Annotated in this window: 16 protein-coding genes; all 16 read right to left on the reverse strand. The window is 60.4% G+C overall.

The genetic code is table 11. From position 1 onward, the window contains the following. Positions 1–8 precede the first annotated feature (8 nt). A complete protein-coding gene (locus KQ933_RS18250) occupies positions 9–509 on the reverse strand; it encodes a cytochrome b (RefSeq protein WP_216756165.1) in 501 nt (166 codons plus the stop codon). Between the two features lie 102 nt (positions 510–611). After that, positions 612–2,015, reverse strand: a complete 1,404-nt coding sequence (gene lpdA, locus KQ933_RS18255) for a dihydrolipoyl dehydrogenase (protein ID WP_216756166.1) — start codon at positions 2,013–2,015, stop codon at positions 612–614. Between the two features lie 24 nt (positions 2,016–2,039). Next, positions 2,040–2,792: an SDR family oxidoreductase gene (locus tag KQ933_RS18260; RefSeq protein ID WP_216756167.1), complete on the reverse strand. Its 753-nt coding sequence runs from the start codon at positions 2,790–2,792 to the stop codon at positions 2,040–2,042. Then, complete coding sequence (locus KQ933_RS18265; protein WP_216756168.1) at positions 2,789–3,316, reverse strand: hypothetical protein; 528 nt, start codon at positions 3,314–3,316, stop codon at positions 2,789–2,791. The genes KQ933_RS18260 and KQ933_RS18265 overlap by 4 nt, the downstream gene beginning before the upstream one ends. Further along, positions 3,316–4,056 carry a DUF4241 domain-containing protein gene (locus tag KQ933_RS18270; protein ID WP_216756169.1) on the reverse strand — a complete coding sequence of 247 codons (741 nt, stop codon included), beginning with the start codon at positions 4,054–4,056 and terminating at the stop codon, positions 3,316–3,318. The genes KQ933_RS18265 and KQ933_RS18270 overlap by 1 nt, the downstream gene beginning before the upstream one ends. 15 nt (positions 4,057–4,071) lie before the next feature. After that, positions 4,072–5,325, reverse strand: a complete 1,254-nt coding sequence (gene odhB, locus KQ933_RS18275) for a 2-oxoglutarate dehydrogenase complex dihydrolipoyllysine-residue succinyltransferase (RefSeq protein ID WP_216756170.1) — start codon at positions 5,323–5,325, stop codon at positions 4,072–4,074. A 31-nt stretch (positions 5,326–5,356) separates the two neighbouring features. After that, positions 5,357–5,674, reverse strand: coding sequence for a YciI family protein (locus KQ933_RS18280; RefSeq protein ID WP_216756171.1), 318 nt, complete (start codon positions 5,672–5,674; stop codon positions 5,357–5,359). Positions 5,675–5,692: 18 nt separating this feature from the next. Then, positions 5,693–8,677 (reverse strand): 2-oxoglutarate dehydrogenase E1 component, encoded by a 2,985-nt coding sequence (locus KQ933_RS18285; RefSeq protein WP_216756172.1) that lies wholly within the window; start codon positions 8,675–8,677, stop codon positions 5,693–5,695. Positions 8,678–8,845: 168 nt separating this feature from the next. Then, the gene (sucD, locus tag KQ933_RS18290) at positions 8,846–9,748 is read right to left on the reverse strand and encodes a succinate--CoA ligase subunit alpha (RefSeq protein WP_216756173.1); all 903 of its coding nucleotides are present in this window, start codon (positions 9,746–9,748) and stop codon (positions 8,846–8,848) included. An 18-nt stretch (positions 9,749–9,766) separates the two neighbouring features. Further along, positions 9,767–10,960, reverse strand: coding sequence for an ADP-forming succinate--CoA ligase subunit beta (sucC, locus tag KQ933_RS18295; RefSeq protein ID WP_216756174.1), 1,194 nt, complete (start codon positions 10,958–10,960; stop codon positions 9,767–9,769). 36 nt (positions 10,961–10,996) lie between these two features. Then, the gene (gene mdh / locus KQ933_RS18300) at positions 10,997–11,959 is read right to left on the reverse strand and encodes a malate dehydrogenase (protein WP_216756175.1); all 963 of its coding nucleotides are present in this window, start codon (positions 11,957–11,959) and stop codon (positions 10,997–10,999) included. A gap of 174 nt (positions 11,960–12,133) precedes the next feature. Further along, positions 12,134–13,297 (reverse strand): cell division protein ZapE, encoded by a 1,164-nt coding sequence (gene zapE / locus KQ933_RS18305; RefSeq protein WP_216756176.1) that lies wholly within the window; start codon positions 13,295–13,297, stop codon positions 12,134–12,136. Between the two features lie 48 nt (positions 13,298–13,345). Next, entirely contained in the window at positions 13,346–13,852 is a 507-nt protein-coding gene (locus tag KQ933_RS18310; protein WP_216758947.1) for a protease inhibitor Inh/omp19 family protein, read from the reverse strand. A 137-nt stretch (positions 13,853–13,989) separates the two neighbouring features. Then, entirely contained in the window at positions 13,990–14,814 is an 825-nt protein-coding gene (locus KQ933_RS18315) for a nucleotidyltransferase domain-containing protein (RefSeq protein ID WP_253958252.1), read from the reverse strand. Further along, positions 14,811–15,590, reverse strand: coding sequence for a succinate dehydrogenase iron-sulfur subunit (locus tag KQ933_RS18320; protein WP_216756177.1), 780 nt, complete (start codon positions 15,588–15,590; stop codon positions 14,811–14,813). The genes KQ933_RS18315 and KQ933_RS18320 overlap by 4 nt, the downstream gene beginning before the upstream one ends. A 15-nt stretch (positions 15,591–15,605) precedes the next feature. Then, positions 15,606–17,447, reverse strand: a complete 1,842-nt coding sequence (gene sdhA, locus KQ933_RS18325) for a succinate dehydrogenase flavoprotein subunit (RefSeq protein ID WP_216756178.1) — start codon at positions 17,445–17,447, stop codon at positions 15,606–15,608. Positions 17,448–17,450: the final 3 nt, after the last annotated feature.

Raw genomic sequence — 17,450 nt, forward strand, 5'->3', positions numbered from 1 at the left:
CTTAGCCTTTAACCGACCGTCATCCGCCGCAAGACATCGGTCTTCCAATAAAACTGGTGAACCAGAGCGCCGAAAACGTGCGCGGCAATGACGATCCAGAGGATGAGTTTCAGGACGCCGGCATGCAGCGAGCCCAATGCTTCCACGCCAAGATAATAGGCCGCGATGCCTGAAGCCGGCAGGGCGAGCAGCAGCAGATAAAGGCTTGCATGTGCGAGCCGTGCGGCGAGCCGAAAGATTGCCGGCTCGTCTGCGGATTCAGGCGGCACGCCCTGCACGAAGCGCAGACAGAGCCTGACGACCGTCACAAGCAGGATGGCAATGCCGACATAGGCGTGGATATTGGCCGAAGCGATTTGTTCCGGCGAGGGTGTCCCGCCACGGCGGACAAGCCGATACCAGGCATTCATGCCATCGGGCAAAAGAAGATTGTAGAGGACCAGGAGCACGGTCGCCCAGTGAAGGAAACGTTGGGAGAGGCTGTAGCTGACAACGACGCGATCATTCATTTTATTGTCTTTCGTCAAATAGTTAGCAGATCTTGCCTAACAAATAAGAATGCCGCCGGCCCGAAAGCAAGCGGCATCATGAATGATTGCTGATATTTAATCTTACATATGGATCGGCTTGAAGAATGCGGCGAGCGCTGCTTCCTTCACGGCCTCCGACATGGTCGGATGCGCGTGGCAGGTGCGGCCGAGGTCTTCAGCGGAACCACCGAACTCCATCAGCACGGCGATCTCGTGGATCATCTCGCCGGCGCCGAAGCCGACAATGTGGCCGCCGAGCACGCGATCGGTTTCCTTGTCGGACAGGATCTTGACGAAACCGTCCGTCGCCAGCATGGCGCGAGCACGACCGTTGGCCGAGAACGGGAACTTGCCAACCTTGTAGGCGACGCCTGCAGCCTTCAGCTCTTCTTCGGTCTTGCCGACGGAAGCGACTTCGGGCTGTGTGTAGACGACGCTCGGAATCACGTCGTAATTCACATGGCCGTGCTGGCCAGCGAGGATTTCGGCAAGCGCGACGCCTTCGTCTTCTGCCTTATGCGCCAGCATCGGACCCTTCACGACGTCGCCGATTGCATAGATGCCTTCGACATTGGTCTTGAAGTGGCCGTCGATTTCGACGCGGCCGCGATTGTCGAGCTTGACGCCTGCTTCTTCGAGACCGAGGCCGGCCGTGTACGGAATACGGCCGGTGGAGATGAGAACGACATCAGCTTCAAGCGTCTGGGCAGCGCCGCCGGCGACCGGCTCAAAGGTCACCTTGGCGCCCTTGCCACCCTTTTCAACCCCCGTCACCTTGGAGCTCAGGTTGATATCGATGCCCTGCTTGCCAAGCATACGCTGGAACTGCTTGGAAACATCGGCATCCATCGGACCGAGGATCTTGTCGAGAAATTCGATGACAGTGACCTTTGCGCCGAGACGCGACCAGACCGAGCCGAGCTCGAGGCCAATGACGCCACCGCCGACGACGATCATCGTTTCCGGTACCTTTTCCAGCGCGATGGCGCCGGTGGAGGATACGACGATCTTCTCATCGATATCGACGTTCACACCCGGGATGCCGGCGACGTCGGAACCCGTGGCGATGACGATGTTCTTGCCTTCGATTTCCTGAACCGTGCCGTCTTCGGCGGTCACTGAGACCTTGCCGGTGGAGACGATCTTGCCGGTGCCGTGGAAGGCGTCAATCTTGTTCTTCTTAAACAGGAAGGCAACGCCGTCGACGTTGGACTTTACCGTCGCATCCTTGTGCGCCAGCATCTTTTCGAGATTGAGCTTCGGAGCGGCGACTTCGATGCCCAACTCTTCCATATGATGCGTCGCATGGAACATCTCGGAAGCATGCAGCAGCGCCTTGGAAGGGATGCAGCCGACATTCAGGCAGGTACCGCCATAGGTGGCGCGCTTCTCGACGACCGCGACCTTGAGGCCAAGCTGCGCAGCCTTGATTGCCGCGACATAGCCGCCAGGGCCGGTTCCGATAACAATCACATCATAGGACATTGCTTTTTCCCTTTACGTTATTGACTAGCGCCCGCCGCTCACATTGAGGATCGCGCCTGTTATGTAGGATGCCGAGGGCGAAAGCAGATAGACGATCGCATCGGCCACCTCTTCCGCTTGTCCGGCTCGCTTCATCGGGATCGATGAAGCCATTTCTTTCGGCCTGTCCGGCTGCCCGCCGGAGGCATGAATATCCGTTTCGATGATGCCGGGACGTATGGCATTGACCCTGACGCCCTCAGCCGCGACTTCCTTGGAAAGCCCGATCGTGAACGTATCGATGGCGGCCTTGGACGCGGCATAATCAACATACTGCGCCGGCCCGCCGATCACTGCGGCCATGGACGAGATATTGACGATCGCGCCACCTCGGCCGCCATGCCTGGTGGACATGCGACGCACCGCCTGACCGGCACAGAGCATCGAACCCGTTACATTGATCCGCATCATGCGTTCGAGACGCTCGGCAGACATTTCATCGACGCGCGCGATGTAGTCGACGATACCGGCATTGTTCACCAGCCCGTCCAGCCGCCCGAAATACTTGTCGACCGCCTCGAACATCGAGACAATATCGGCGGCACTGCCGACATCGCCCTTGACGGCGATCGCCTGACCACCGGCCTTCTCGATCTCAGAAACGACAGCATTCGCCGCCGTCTCGTTCGAGGCATAGTTCACCGCAACACGCCAGCCATGGCGAGCAGCAACCAGACAGGCAGCCGCGCCAATGCCACGGCTGCCGCCGGTAACCAGTAGAACGGGACTGTCGGTCATTGCGCGCACCCCTTGAAATCGAGAACATCCCATGGCGCGATCTTTGCCTTGCCGTCACCCCAGGCCGAAGACTGGCGGATGGCGGGACCGAGACCGGGAAAGACGATCCTGTCTGCTGCCGGGCTATCACCAGACTGCAGATTGTCGAGCCCGCCTTCCTTCGCGCGATATACAAAACCCTGCCAGACCATGCAGGCATCGAGATCGGCGCCGGTAACATCACCGTCAGGGCAGTTGAACATCACCATGCCCATAGTCCGCTGCGGATCGTCGGAGGACATGATATAGCCGTCCATCACGACAGGGGTCTTCAGCGCACTGAGCTTGAACTGATGGGTCGAGGTCATGGCCTCGGAGGTAATCGGCGAAAAGCGCAGCTCATAGGCACCGTCGCGATCTCCATAGATCGCCTTGGCCTGCTTGCATTCGGCAGCGAGGGCGGAAATCGGAGCACAGGACAGTGCGGCGATGACGATCGCTGCCAGACCCTTCCGCTTCGTCGTCATATGCCCCGCTCCATTCATTACAAGCTCGGCTTTCTGCGCCCGTCGGCGTTTTCGATGACTTGGAAATCCGTCAGCAGCACCAGCGGATGCTCGTCCTTGTCCAGACCCCAGAACACCGGATAGAAGCCGTCGCCCCATCCGCTCCAGAAGATCGCCACATTGCCCTTCTTGCCGGCCACCGGCCGGTGCAACGCATAGACACCCTTGTTGGCATCGAGTTCGGAAGCGACCACGTCGTCGTAATAATTCACATCGGAACCCGGCTTTTGCGCCTGAACCAACTGTTCACGTTGCCCGATCAAATCAAGTGTATCTGCGTCCATATAGCTGCCGAGGCCGGCATCGACGGGATAACCGAAGATCTCGTCGTCCTTCAGGGTGCCGACATCCTGGCCCGGAATGGTCGCAAGCTCCCAGTGATCGGGCTTGCCCTCGGCAAAGCGCATGCTTGCCGCCGCAACCCGTCCGAAAGCCTCATAGAGCCGCACCGGATATTCGCCGACAGGAACCGTTTTTGCCAATGCCGGCCGATCCGGCTGCGCCAGCGGATCGGCGGCTACGATGCGGCCCGAGGTGAGCTCGACATTGCCCATATCAACGGTCTTGATGGAGCGTGCGGAAAGCTCCGCATCGCCTGATGACACGAGGTCGAAATTACTGCTCGCCTTGTTCGCATCGAAGGCGAGAGCCAAGACCGGCATGAGGGCAACCGTGGCGCAGAACACTGCGCCCGCCACTCGCATGATCCGGTCTCGCATGGCAGATCGCTCCGCTCAGAGGTCCAGAACCAGACGTTCCGGATCTTCCAGGCTTTCCTTGACGCGCACGAGGAAGGTCACGGCTTCCTTGCCGTCGACGATACGGTGGTCGTAGGAGAGTGCCAGATACATCATCGGGCGGATGACAACCTGACCGCCGATGGCGACAGGACGCTCCTGGATCTTGTGCATGCCGAGAATGCCCGACTGCGGTGCGTTGAGGATCGGCGAGGACATCAACGAGCCGTAGACACCACCATTGGTGATGGTGAAGGTGCCGCCCTGCATCTCTGCCATGGAGAGCGAGCCGTCACGGGCTGCCTTGGCGAGGCGGCCGAGTTCCTTCTCGATTTCCGCGATCGACATCTGGTCAGCATCACGGATGACCGGAACGACAAGCCCCTTGTCGGTGCCGACAGCCATGCCGACGTGGCAATAGTTTTTATAGATGATGTCGGTGCCGTCGATTTCAGCGTTGACGGCCGGCAGTTCCTTGAGCGCGTGCGTGACCGCCTTGGTGAAGAAGCCCATGAAGCCGAGCTTCACGCCATGCTTCTTCTCGAAGACATCCTTGTACTTGTTGCGCAGGTCCATGACGGCCTTCATGTCCACCTCGTTATAGGTGGTCAGCATGGCAGCCGTGTTCTGCGCATCCTTGAGACGCTTGGCGATCGTCTGGCGCAGGCGCGTCATCTTCACGCGCTCTTCGCGGCCGGCATCCTCGACCGTCGACGGACCACGCGGAGCTGCAGGGGCTGCCGATGCTGAGGCCGGAGCCGCTGCAGCCTTGGCGACGGCTGCGATGACATCGCCCTTCAGGACCTGGCCGCGTTTGCCAGAACCATCGACCTGATCGGCCGAGAGGTTGCTTTCTGCGAGCATCTTTGCCGCAGCCGGAGCCGGCGGCATGGAGGATACGGAGGCGGCCGAAGCGGGAGCGGCAGCGGCAGCAACCGGAGCAACTGGTGTCGGAGCGGGTGCAGCAGGCGCTGCGGCCGGGGCAGCGGCAGCCGGGGCAGCGGCGGCGCCTGCGCCTGCCGCGATCTGGCCGAGAAGCGCGCCGAGGCCAACCGTCTCGCCGGCCTGCGCAACGATTTCCGAAAGCGTGCCGGAAGCCGGAGCCGGAACTTCGATGGTCACCTTGTCGGTTTCAAGCTCGAGAATGGGCTCGTCGGCCTTCACGGCATCGCCGACCTTCTTGAACCAGGTGCCGACGGTTGCCTCGCTGACGGATTCACCGAGTGTTGGAACGCGGATTTCTGTGGCCATTGTTCAAATCCTGATTGTGCTTGTTATCGTGTTAGATAGCGGTCCCGGCCTGCGGCCGGAGAATGATTGAGGGCATTGGCGAGACATCGAAACGGAAACCGAAGCCGGACGTGATGATCGGGTCGGCATCAGCAAGCGCCTTGGCTGCCACCTGATCTTCAACCTCGACGATCGCAACGCCGAAAGCCCCTCCAGCCTCGAAAACGGGACCGACGGCAATCGCCGATCCCTCCAGGGCCTTCTGGTGCCAATATTCGGCATGGCGCTTCATCGCCGCCATTTCCTCCCCGGTCCCGTCATGCGGGAACGTGGAGCGCGGCGGCACAAGTCTCATGAAGAAATATGCCATCGCGCTTCCCTCTTCTTGCTAGCCGCCCAGCGCATCCTCGAGGAACGCGGCGAGCTGCGACAGATGCTTCGACATCAGGCCCGTTGCCGGCGAAGCGGCGGCCGGGCGACCCGTGTAGCGAACGCGCTGGTACTTCGCATCGATATGGGCAAGCACCCATTCGAGATACGGGTCGATGAACGACCAGGCACCCATGTTCTTCGGCTCTTCCTGGCACCAAACCATCTCGGCGTTCCGGAAGCGGGACAGCTCGTTGATGAGCGCCTTGGCCGGGAACGGATAGAGCTGCTCGATACGCAGCAGGTAGATGTCGTCGATGCCGCGCTTTTCGCGCTCTTCCAGCAGGTCGTAATAGACCTTGCCGGTGCAGATGACGACGCGACGGATCTTGGCGTCCTTCTGCAGCTTGATCGGGCCGTCCTTGATGACTTCGGCATCGTCCCAAAGGAGACGGTGGAAGGAAGATTCACCGGCCAGTTCGGCAAGCGTCGATACGGCGCGCTTGTGGCGCAGCAGCGACTTCGGCGTCATCAGGATCAGCGGCTTGCGGAAGTCGCGCTTCAGCTGGCGGCGCAAGATGTGGAAGTAGTTCGCCGGCGTCGTGACGTTGGCGACCTGCATATTGTCTTCCGCGCAAAGCTGGAGGAAGCGCTCCAGACGGGCGGACGAGTGTTCCGGACCTTGGCCTTCATAACCGTGCGGCAGCAGGCAGACGAGACCCGACATGCGCAGCCACTTGCGTTCGCCCGACGAGATGAACTGATCGAAGACGACCTGCGCGCCGTTTGCGAAGTCGCCGAACTGGGCTTCCCAGAGCGTCAGAGCATTCGGACGAGCCAGCGAGTAGCCATATTCGAAGCCGAGAACGGCTTCTTCCGAAAGCATCGAGTTGATGACTTCGTAACGGGCCTGCGTCTGCGACAGGTTCGCGAGCGGGATGTAGCGCTCTTCAGTTTCCTGATCGTAGAGAACCGAGTGGCGCTGCGAGAAGGTACCACGTTCGCAATCCTGACCGGACAAACGAATCTTGTGACCTTCGACGACAAGCGCACCGAAAGCAAGCGCCTCCGCCATGGCCCAGTCGAGGCCTTCGCCACTCTGGATCATGTTGGCGCGGTTTTCCATGAAGCGCTGGATCGTGCGGTGCGCATTGAAGCCTTCAGGAATTTCCGACAGCTTGCGGCCGATATCCTTGAGCGTCTTCATAGGCACGGCGGTCTTGCCGCGGCGCTGTTCGTCGGCATTGTCAGCCGTGCGCAGACCGGACCATTCGCCGTCCAGCCAGTCGGCCTTGTTCGGCTTGTAGTGCTGACCGGCTTCGAACTCCTGCTCGAGATGAGCGCGCCAGTCGGCCTTCATCTTTTCGACTTCGCCGTCGGTGAGCAGGCCTTCGCGAACGAGACGGTCCGCATAGAGCTGCAGGACCGTCTTGTGACCACGGATGACCTTGTACATCTTCGGCTGTGTGAAGGACGGCTCATCGCCTTCATTGTGGCCGTAGCGACGATAGCAGAACATGTCGAGCACGACAGGCTTGTGGAACTTCATGCGGAATTCGGTCGCAACCTTGGCCGCATAGACCACAGCTTCCGGATCATCACCGTTAACGTGCAGGATCGGCGCTTCGATCATCTTGGCGACGTCGGACGGATAAGGCGACGAGCGCGAGAAGGCCGGGTTGGTGGTGAAGCCGATCTGGTTGTTGATGATGACGTGCATCGTGCCGGCGACGCGATGGCCGCGCAGACCCGACAAGCCAAGGATTTCGGCAATGACGCCCTGGCCGGCGAAAGCTGCGTCGCCGTGGATCAGAAGCGGTAGAACCTTGGAACGTTCGGACAGCGGGATGATGTCACCGTCCCAGACGGTAGCGCTCATGTCCTGCTTGGCGCGAGCCTTGCCCATGACCACGGGATCGACGATTTCGAGGTGCGACGGGTTCGCCGTCAGCGAGACATGCACCTTGTTGCCGTCGAATTCGCGGTCGGAGGAAGCACCCAGATGGTACTTCACGTCGCCGGAGCCTTCGACTTCATCAGGCGCGTAAGAACCGCCCTTGAACTCGTGGAAGATGGCGCGGTGCGGCTTGCCCATGACCTGGGAAAGTACGTTCAGGCGACCGCGATGGGCCATGCCGAAAACGGCTTCCTTGAGGCCGAGATGACCGCCGCGCTTCAGGATCTGCTCGAGCGCCGGGATCAGCGATTCACCGCCGTCGAGGCCGAAGCGCTTGGTGCCCTTGAACTTGACGTCGAGGAACTGTTCGTAACCTTCGGCTTCGACCAGCTTGGCGAGGATCGCCTTTTTGCCTTCAGCGGAGAAGGCAACACCCTTGTCCGGACCTTCAATGCGTTCCTGGATCCATGCCTTTTCTTCCGGATTGGAGATGTGCATGAATTCGACGCCGAGGGTCGAGCAATAGGTACGCTCGAGGATTTCGATCATCTCGCGGAGGGTCGCATATTCGAGACCGAGCACATTATCGATGAAGATCTTGCGATCGTAGTCGGCAGCCGTGAAGCCGTAATTTTCGGGCGAAAGCTCGTGATAGTCATCCACCGGAGCGGCGATGCCGAGCGGATCGAGCTTGGCGTGCAGGTGGCCGCGCATGCGATAGGCACGGATCATCATGATGGCGCGAACGGAATCACGCGTCGCTTGCAGCACGTCGGCGGCGCCCGCCGGCTGACCGGCGGCTTCGGCCTTCGCCTTCACCTTGGTCTCGATGACCTTTTCGACGATGCCCCAGTCGCCATCGAGCGCTGAGACGAGATCGCCGCTTGCCTGCAGCGGCCAGTTCTTTTTGCGCCAGGATGCGCCCTTGGCCGCCTTCTTCACATCGGCAGGATCGTCTTCCAGCGCCTTGAAGAAGGACCGCCACTGATCGTCGACCGAGTTGGGATCATCTTCATAACGGGCGTAGAGCTGCTCGATATAGGCAGCATTGGCGCCATCCAGAAACGAGGTGATCTGAAATTGCTCGTTGGCTTCTTGCCGTGCCATGGTGATATGCGGACGCTTCCGTCCGCCTCCTGACTTAGATGAATTTGCCGGCTTCATCGCCGGCTGCCGCATTCCGATTGCCGCCTGTCCGCGGCGCATCCATATTTCACAAATGGAGAGCCGGACGGAAGTTGGGATGCCTTCTTCCGTCCGGGTATATAAGTTGGTTTAGCCCTTGAGGACTTCAACCAGCGTCTTGCCGAGGCGAGCCGGAGACGGCGACACCTTGATGCCTGCCGATTCCATCGCCGCGATCTTCGATTCCGCATCACCCTTGCCGCCGGAAACCACAGCACCGGCATGGCCCATGGTGCGGCCCTTCGGCGCGGTACGGCCGGCGATGAAGCCGGCCATCGGCTTCCTGCGGCCCTTCTTGGCCTCGTCCTTGAGGAACTGGGCCGCGTCCTCTTCAGCCGAGCCGCCGATTTCGCCGATCATGATGATCGAGGTCGTGGCATCGTCAGCGAGGAACATTTCCAGCACGTCGATGAACTCGGTACCCTTGACCGGGTCGCCGCCGATGCCGACAGCCGTCGTCTGGCCGAGGCCTTCGTTGGAGGTCTGGAAGACTGCTTCGTAGGTCAGCGTCCCCGAACGGGAAACGATACCGACCGAACCCTTGCGGAAGATCGAACCCGGCATGATGCCGATCTTGCATTCTTCCGGCGTCAGGATGCCTGGGCAGTTCGGGCCGAGCAGGCGCGACTTGGAGCGGTCGAGGCGAGCCTTGACGCGAACCATGTCCATGACCGGGATGCCTTCGGTGATGCAGGTGATGAACGGGATCTCGGCGTCGATCGCCTCGATGATCGCATCGGCTGCACCTGCCGGCGGAACGTAGATGACGGTCGCGTCAGCGCCGGTCTTTTCCTTGCCTTCGGCAACGGTTGCGAAGATCGGCAGGCTTTCGCCCTTGGAGCCGGTCCAGGTTTCGCCGCCCTTCTTCGGGTGAATACCACCGACCATCTGCGTGCCGTAATAAGCAAGCGCCTGTTCGGTGTGGAATGTACCGGTCTTGCCGGTCAGACCCTGAACAAGGATCTTGGTGTCTTTGTTGACGAGAATAGACATTCTTTCAGATCCTTCAAATTAGCCGTTGATCGCCGCGACGATCTTCTTGGCCGCATCGTCCAGGTCGTCAGCCGCCGTGATGGCCAGACCCGACTCGTTCAGGATCTTCTTGCCGAGATCGACATTGGTGCCTTCGAGGCGAACCACGAGCGGAACCTTGAGACCGACTTCCTTGACCGCGGCAATGACGCCTTCGGCAATGACATCGCACTTCATGATGCCGCCGAAGATGTTGACGAGAATGCCTTCGACCTTGGGGTCTGCGGTGATGATCTTGAAGGCCGCAGCAACCTTCTCCTTGCCGGCGCCGCCGCCGACGTCGCAGAAGTTCGCCGGCTCCTTGCCGTAGAGCTTGATGATGTCCATCGTCGCCATGGCAAGGCCTGCGCCGTTGACCATGCAGCCGATGTTGCCGTCGAGCGCCACATAGGCGAGGTCCCACTTGGAGGCCTCGATTTCCTTGGCATCCTCTTCCGTCTCGTCGCGCAGCGCCCTGACGTCGTCATGACGGAACAGCGCATTGCCATCGAAAGACATCTTGGCGTCGAGGACGCGCAGATGGCCATCCTTCATGACGATCAGCGGATTGACCTCGAGCAGGGCCATGTCCTTCTCGCCGAATGCCTTATAGAGCACCGGGAAGAGCGTCTTTGCATCTTCTGCGGCCGCACCGTCGAGCTGAAGCGCCTTGGTGATGGCAGCAACGTCGGCCGCCGTAACGCCGGCTTCCGGATCGATGGCGATCGTGTGGATCTTCTCAGGCGTGTCGTGGGCGACGGCTTCGATGTCCATGCCGCCCTCGGTCGAAACGACGAAAGCCACCTTGCCGACCGAGCGGTCGACCAGGAGCGAGCAATAGAGTTCCCGGGCAATATCGGCACCGTCTTCGATGTAGAGACGGTTGACCTGCTTGCCGGCTTCACCGGTCTGCGCCGTCACCAGCGTATTGCCGAGCATCTCCTTGGCATGCGCAACGACTTCATCGATCGACTTGGCGAGACGAACGCCGCCCTTGGCATCCGGGCCGAGCTCCTTGAACTTGCCCTTACCGCGGCCGCCCGCATGGATCTGGCTCTTGACCACGTAGAGCGGGCCGGGAAGCGACTTGGCGGCGGCAACGGCTTCCTCGACCTTGAGGATAGCCACGCCTTCCGCGACCGGCGCGCCATAGCCCTTCAGCAGAGCCTTGGCCTGATATTCGTGAATATTCATGGGTTTGTCCCTATTTCGATTGCTTCAGCGCACCAATTACTTGAGCGCGGGCGCGATGTTGATGCAGGCTTCGCAGAGACCGGCAACGGCGCCGACGGACTTGTCGAAGGCTTCCTTCTCGGTCTTGTTGAGATCGATCTCGATGATGCGCTCGACGCCGCCGGCACCGATGACGGTGGGAACGCCGACATACATGTCCTTGACGCCGTACTGGCCGGTCAGGTGGGCAGCGCAGGGCAGAACGCGCTTCTTGTCCTTGAGGTAGGCTTCAGCCATTTCGATCGCTGAAGCCGCCGGAGCGTAGTAAGCCGAACCGGTCTTCAGCAGGCCGACGATTTCGGCACCGCCGTCACGGGTGCGCTGGATGATCTCTTCGAGGCGCTCCTTGGTGACCCAGCCCATGGTGACGAGGTCGGTCAGCGGAATGCCGCCAACCGTCGAGTAACGAGCGAGCGGCCCCATCGTGTCGCCGTGGCCACCGAGAACGAAAGCCGTGACGTCCTGAACGGAAACGTTGAATTCCTTGGCGAGGAAAAGACGGAAGCGCGAGGAGTCGAGAACGCCGGCCATGCCGACGACCTTGTTGGCCGGAAGGCCGGAGAACTTCTGCAGCGCCCAGACCATGGCGTCGAGCGGGTTGGTGATGCAGATGACGAAAGCGTTCGGGGCATATTTCTTGATGCCGGCGCCGACCTGCTCCATGACCTTGAGGTTGATGCCGAGAAGGTCATCACGGCTCATGCCCGGCTTGCGCGGAACGCCGGCGGTGACGATGCAGACGTCAGCACCTTCGATCGCGGAGTAGTCGCTGGCGCCTGTCAGGTTGGCGTCGAAGCCTTCGACCGGGGAGGACTGTGCGATGTCGAGGCCCTTGCCCTGGGGGATGCCGTCAGCAATGTCGAAGAGGACGATGTCGCCCAGCTCCTTCAGGCCGGCCAGATGCGCCAGCGTGCCACCAATCATGCCAGAACCGATGAGTGCGATCTTGTTACGCGCCATTTCGCTTTTCCTTTGCGATCAAAATCCGTCGGGCGACGCGCGGGCATCGCCCAATGCCGCAATCGCATAGACCTAAAGCCAAAAAATGGCAATGCATTATTTTTGGTGCAGCAATTTCAATCGTTTAGATATTAAAATTCTTACGTAAACGTAAGATAAGTTGTCACCAAAGTGTTACTCGGCAGCCCGCCGTTCGTGATGCGCCGCGAGATATTCAGCACTTCTCATCTCAAAAAGACGGGATGCCGTGCGATCGAATTCAAAGCCTTCGGTGCCGCGTCTTTCGACGAGCAGATCTTCGGGCATGGCAGCGGCGGAAACGTAAAGACGGATGCCGTGATCGTAGAGCGTGTCGATCAGAATGATGAAGCGCTTGATCTGGTTTCGCTTTTCCGGACCGAGTAGCGGAACGTGATCCAGAAAGATCGTATCGAAGCGTTCGGAGATGGCCAGAAAATCGGCTGCACCCAACGGCTTATCGCAGAGATCGGCGAAGGAGAAACGCGCCATCCGGTCGGCAGCGAGTGGTACATGGATTGCCCGGCCCTTCATGGGGATCTCCACCGGCTGCGCCTTGCGGCCATGCAGCGCCTGCGTCCATGAGGCATCCATCGCCATGTCGGTGAGCTCGTCGATCGGAACGAGATAGATCGGCTGACTGTTCAGCTTCTCCATCCGATAGTCAGTCGGAGAATCGAGCGTGACGATCTCGACATGCTTTTTGAGCAGCGTGACGAAGGGCAGGAAGAGCCCGCGATTGAGGCCATCCTTGTAGAGATTGTCGGGCTCGACATTCGAGGTTGCCACCAGCACACAACCGCGAGCGAAAAGCTCGGAAAACAGCCGCGACAGGATCATCGCATCGGCGATGTCGGTGACCGTGAATTCGTCGAAGCAGAGCAGTTCCGCCTCCTCGAAAAGCGCGGAGGCAACCGGCGGTATCGGATCGGCCTGTTTCGTCTCGCCGTTCTTCAGCTTCTGCCGGTGGGCGGCGATGCGATTGTGCACATCGGCCATGAATTCGTGGAAATGCGCGCGTCGCTTTTTCCGGCAGGGCGCCATCGCGAAGAACATGTCCATTAGCATCGTCTTGCCGCGTCCGACGCTGCCATGGATATAGAGACCCCTGATACCGGCCTCGGACTTCTTCTTGGATGCGAACAACCAGCCGAGCGCGCTGCTTTTGGCCGCCGGCCGTTTCTGCTTGAGGGAAGCGAGCACCCGATCGAGGCACTTGGCCACGTCCATCTGCGCGGAATCGACCTGCAACGTCCCCGAAGCGGTCAGCGATTTGAGCTGCTCGGTGACGCTGAGCGAATAGTCTGGCATTGGCTGCATGAGGGCTTGTCCGCCTATGCGTAACCGGCGGAACCCCGCCGGATTATCTTACCGGCTGAGGGTGATCGGCTGCCCGGTCGAGGTCTGGCCATTGAAGCTGTTGTCGGCAACCTTGTAGACGGAACCGATCTGGTTGCCGCTGCGGTCCTTGAGCAGAACCTGCTTGCCGGAAACTTCCCAGGAGCCCATGGCCGTCAGCTCGCCAACGCAACCGCGTGTACCGCCGCGCGAACCGCTGCCGAGATTGGTAAGCGTCAGGAACATGTCACAGCTGCCGTTGACACGCCAGCTGCCGACCATCGATTCCTTGGTGACATCCATGGCGGCAGTGGGTGCAGCGCCGCCAGGCTGGACACCCACCGTCGGCGCCGTCGAGGTCGGGGCGGCAGGAAACTGCCCGGTCGGCGGCGGAAGCTGGCCGCCCTGCACCGAGGGTACCGGCTGTGCGGTCAGCGGCGGAGGCGCACTGTTACTGCTGTAATCATATGAGGTGCGCTGGCATCCTGCCAAGGCCAGAGCGGCCGTTAAACCCGTCACCACATATCGCAACTGCATCATCAAGCTCCCGAATGTCCGCCTCAACCGCAGAGATATTTCGATTAGAGGTTCGAATTACCGTATTTCACTTTGGTTAATCAAGTCAGCACAAACCTAAAACGCCTTCGTGACACCTATGGCGAGACCGGCGCAATTCAACCAATCGCTCGCTGGACTTCTTGCTGATAAAATATGTCAGCACGGTGATGTGCCCGACTCTCTGCTTCCTGATCAGGTTCGATACGCTCGGCAAGATCTACATAGCGCTCAATTGATGCCGCAAGAAAGGACCGAATACGCTCCGGCGGCATGCCCTCGCCCATCTCGCGAGTTTGGCTTTTGACCATCACCAGATCATGGATTGCCTTGCGCAGTTCGTGATCGATGCTGACCGCAGCCAGACCTTTCATCATGTTCATTGGCGGCAACTTCCGAAAATCAGTCGTGCGCATCCGTTCGAGCGCGATTGCCGGGCGGATCGCATATAGCAGCTTCTTGAGCTTGATCGGCCCATCTCCATGGGCCTGCCAGTGGCGGCGCAGGAGACCGATATAATGAAGCGCAACCTTTTGCGGCACCATGATCTCGTCCAGCACCTCGGAGAGACGATCGCGAAATCCAGGCTCTTCTTCGTAGGCGATGGGCGATTTTGTCCATTCGACGAGAACAGCGTTACCCTTGAGGGCAAGGAGCAGGGCTTTGCGTAGGTCCCAACCGCCCGTGTCTATATCACCGACGATCGGAAACTCGATCACATCGCGATGCAAGGCCAGCCCGATGTGGTCCGAGACCGGGCGGACATAGACGAAACGGCAATCATAATCGCTGTCGGGCGACGGAAAGCCCCAGGCGCGGCTGCCGCTTTCGATTGCAAAACCGATACGGATGCCCTGCTGTTTGACCGAGGCGAGCCGCGAACGAATTTCAGCGACCGCCTCGGGATCGAAATCATCGATTCCAATGGAAATATCGACGCTCACACGCGACGCTCGACCATCATCTTCTTGATTTCGGCGATCGCCTTGGCCGGGTTCAGACCCTTCGGGCAGGTCTGCGCGCAGTTCATGATCGTGTGGCAACGATAGAGGCGGAACGGATCCTCGAGATTGTCGAGTCGTTCGCCGGTCGCTTCGTCTCTGGAGTCGATCAGCCAGCGATAGGCCTGCAGCAGAACGGCCGGGCCGAGATAGCGGTCGCCGTTCCACCAGTAGCTCGGACAGGAGGTCGAGCAGCAGGCGCAGAGAATGCACTCATAGAGACCGTCGAGCTTCTGACGATCCTCATGGCTCTGCTTCCATTCCTTGGCCGGCGTCGGCGAAACCGTCTTCAGCCAGGGCTCGATCGAGCGGTGCTGGGCGTAGAAGTTGCTGAGATCGGGAACCAGATCCTTGACCACGGGCATATGCGGCAGCGGGTAGATCTTCACCGTGCCCTTGATGTCGTCCATGCCCTTTGTGCAGGCGAGCGTATTCGTGCCGTCGATGTTCATCGCGCAGGAACCGCAGATGCCTTCACGACAGGAACGGCGCAGCGTCAGCGTCGGATCGATCTTGTTCTTGATGTAGAGAAGCGCATCGAGAACCATCGGCCCGCAATCGTCGACATCCACGTAGAAGGTGTCGATCGACGGGTTCTGGCCGTCATCCGGGCTCCAGCGATAGACGCGGAACTCACGGGGGTTCTTGGCACCCGCCGGCTTCGGCCACACCTTGCCTTCGCGCATCTGGGAATTCTTGGGGAGAGCGAGTTCAACCATGTCAGGTTCCTCTGATCAGTATACGCGGGCCTTCGGCTCGATCTTGTGCGGATCGATGCCGTCTGCGATGAGGTCGGTGTGGACAGGCCGGTAGTCCAGCTTCACGTCACCCGCCTCGTTCACCCAGGCCAGCGTGTGCTTGCGCCAGTTGACGTCGTCACGGCCTGCGAAGGCCCCTGACGTGTAGTCTTCGCGGGCATGCGAACCGCGGCTTTCCTTGCGGGCTTCGGCGCCGTAGATCGTGGTGATGGCGTTTGCCATCAGGTTCTGCAGTTCCAGCGTCTCGACAAGGTCGGAGTTCCAGATCATCGAGCGGTCGGTGACCTTGATGTCCTTGAGCTCGCCCCAGATTTCTGAGAGACGGCGGCAACCGGATTCCAGCGATTCCTGAGTGCGGAACACGGCTGCGTCTTCCTGCATGGCGCGCTGCATCTTCTCGCGCAGCACCGCCGTCGGCGTGCCGCCGTCGGCGTAACGCAGACCATCGAAACGGTCCATGATCTTGTCGCAGGCAGCCTTGTTCAGCGCCGGCACCGGCTCGTTGCGGTCGATGATCTCACCGGCACGGATGGCAGCGGCGCGACCGAAGACCACGAGGTCGATCAGCGAGTTGGAGCCAAGGCGGTTTGCACCGTGAACCGAGGCGCAGCCGGCCTCACCGACGGCCATCAGACCGGGGATGATGCGTTCCGGATTGGAGCTGTCGGCATTGAGCACCTCGCCCCAATAGTTCGTCGGAATGCCGCCCATATTGTAATGGACGGTCGGCAGGACCGGGATCGGTTCGCGAGTCACATCGACACCGGCAAAGATTTTGGCGCTCTCGGAAATGCCCGGCAGACGCTCGTGCAGAACGGCCGGATCGAGATGGTCGAGATGCAGGAAGATGTGATCCTTGTTCTTGCCCACGCCGCGGCCTTCGCGAATTTCCAGCGTCATGCAGCGCGAAACGACGTCGCGCGAGGCGAGGTCCTTGGCCGATGGGGCGTAGCGCTCCATGAAACGCTCGCCTTCGGAATTGACGAGATAGCCGCCTTCTCCGCGCGCACCTTCGGTAATCAGACAGCCGGAACCGTAGATGCCGGTCGGGTGGAACTGCACGAATTCCATGTCCTGCAGCGGCAGGCCCGCACGCGCGATCATACCGCCGCCGTCACCGGTGCAGGTATGGGCAGAGGTTGCCGAGAAATAGGCGCGGCCGTAACCGCCGGTCGCAAGCACCACCATCTTGGCGGCGAAGCGATGGATCGTACCGTCGTCGAGACACCAGGCGACGACGCCGGTGCAGCGGCTGCCATCATCGGACATGATGAGGTCGAGTGCGAAATACTCGACAAAGAATTCGGCATTGTTGCGCAGCGACTGGCCGTAGAGCGTGTGCAGGATGGCGTGGCCGGTACGGTCGGCAACGGCGCAGGTGCGCTGCACCGGGGGACCTTCGCCGAAGTTCTGCATGTGGCCGCCAAACGGGCGCTGATAAATCTTGCCTTCCTCGTTGCGCGAGAACGGCACGCCGTAATGTTCCAGCTCATAGACCGCTTTCGGCGCTTCCATGGTCAGATACTGCATGGCGTCGACGTCGCCGAGCCAGTCGGAACCCTTGACGGTGTCGTAAAGGTGCCACTGCCAGCTATCCGGCGTCATGTTCTGCAGCGAGGCGGCGATGCCGCCCTGGGCCGCAACCGTATGCGAGCGGGTCGGAAATACCTTGGTGATGCAGGCCGTGCGGAAGCCCTGTTCGGCCATGCCGAGCGTGGCGCGCAGGCCGGCGCCGCCGGCGCCGACGACGATTACGTCATAGGAATGGTCGACATAGGTGTAGGCCTTCCCATTCTGAGCGGGTGAAGACGTTGCCATGAT

Source organism: Rhizobium sp. WYJ-E13 (genome assembly GCF_018987265.1).
GTDB lineage: Bacteria > Pseudomonadota > Alphaproteobacteria > Rhizobiales > Rhizobiaceae > Rhizobium.

Coding starts and splice junctions, on each gene's coding strand:
- KQ933_RS18265 (WP_216756168.1), bottom strand. CDS start 3,316: ATGAATGGAGCGGGGCATATGACGACGAAGCGGAAGGGTCTGGCAGCG.
- KQ933_RS18250 (WP_216756165.1), bottom strand. CDS start 509: ATGAATGATCGCGTCGTTGTCAGCTACAGCCTCTCCCAACGTTTCCTT.
- odhB (WP_216756170.1), bottom strand. CDS start 5,325: ATGGCCACAGAAATCCGCGTTCCAACACTCGGTGAATCCGTCAGCGAG.
- sucC (WP_216756174.1), bottom strand. CDS start 10,960: ATGAATATTCACGAATATCAGGCCAAGGCTCTGCTGAAGGGCTATGGC.
- KQ933_RS18270 (WP_216756169.1), bottom strand. CDS start 4,056: ATGCGAGACCGGATCATGCGAGTGGCGGGCGCAGTGTTCTGCGCCACG.
- zapE (WP_216756176.1), bottom strand. CDS start 13,297: ATGCAGCCAATGCCAGACTATTCGCTCAGCGTCACCGAGCAGCTCAAA.
- KQ933_RS18320 (WP_216756177.1), bottom strand. CDS start 15,590: ATGGTTGAACTCGCTCTCCCCAAGAATTCCCAGATGCGCGAAGGCAAG.
- mdh (WP_216756175.1), bottom strand. CDS start 11,959: ATGGCGCGTAACAAGATCGCACTCATCGGTTCTGGCATGATTGGTGGC.
- KQ933_RS18285 (WP_216756172.1), bottom strand. CDS start 8,677: ATGGCACGGCAAGAAGCCAACGAGCAATTTCAGATCACCTCGTTTCTG.
- sucD (WP_216756173.1), bottom strand. CDS start 9,748: ATGTCTATTCTCGTCAACAAAGACACCAAGATCCTTGTTCAGGGTCTG.
- lpdA (WP_216756166.1), bottom strand. CDS start 2,015: ATGTCCTATGATGTGATTGTTATCGGAACCGGCCCTGGCGGCTATGTC.
- KQ933_RS18310 (WP_216758947.1), bottom strand. CDS start 13,852: ATGCAGTTGCGATATGTGGTGACGGGTTTAACGGCCGCTCTGGCCTTG.
- sdhA (WP_216756178.1), bottom strand. CDS start 17,447: ATGGCAACGTCTTCACCCGCTCAGAATGGGAAGGCCTACACCTATGTC.
- KQ933_RS18260 (WP_216756167.1), bottom strand. CDS start 2,792: ATGACCGACAGTCCCGTTCTACTGGTTACCGGCGGCAGCCGTGGCATT.
- KQ933_RS18280 (WP_216756171.1), bottom strand. CDS start 5,674: ATGGCATATTTCTTCATGAGACTTGTGCCGCCGCGCTCCACGTTCCCG.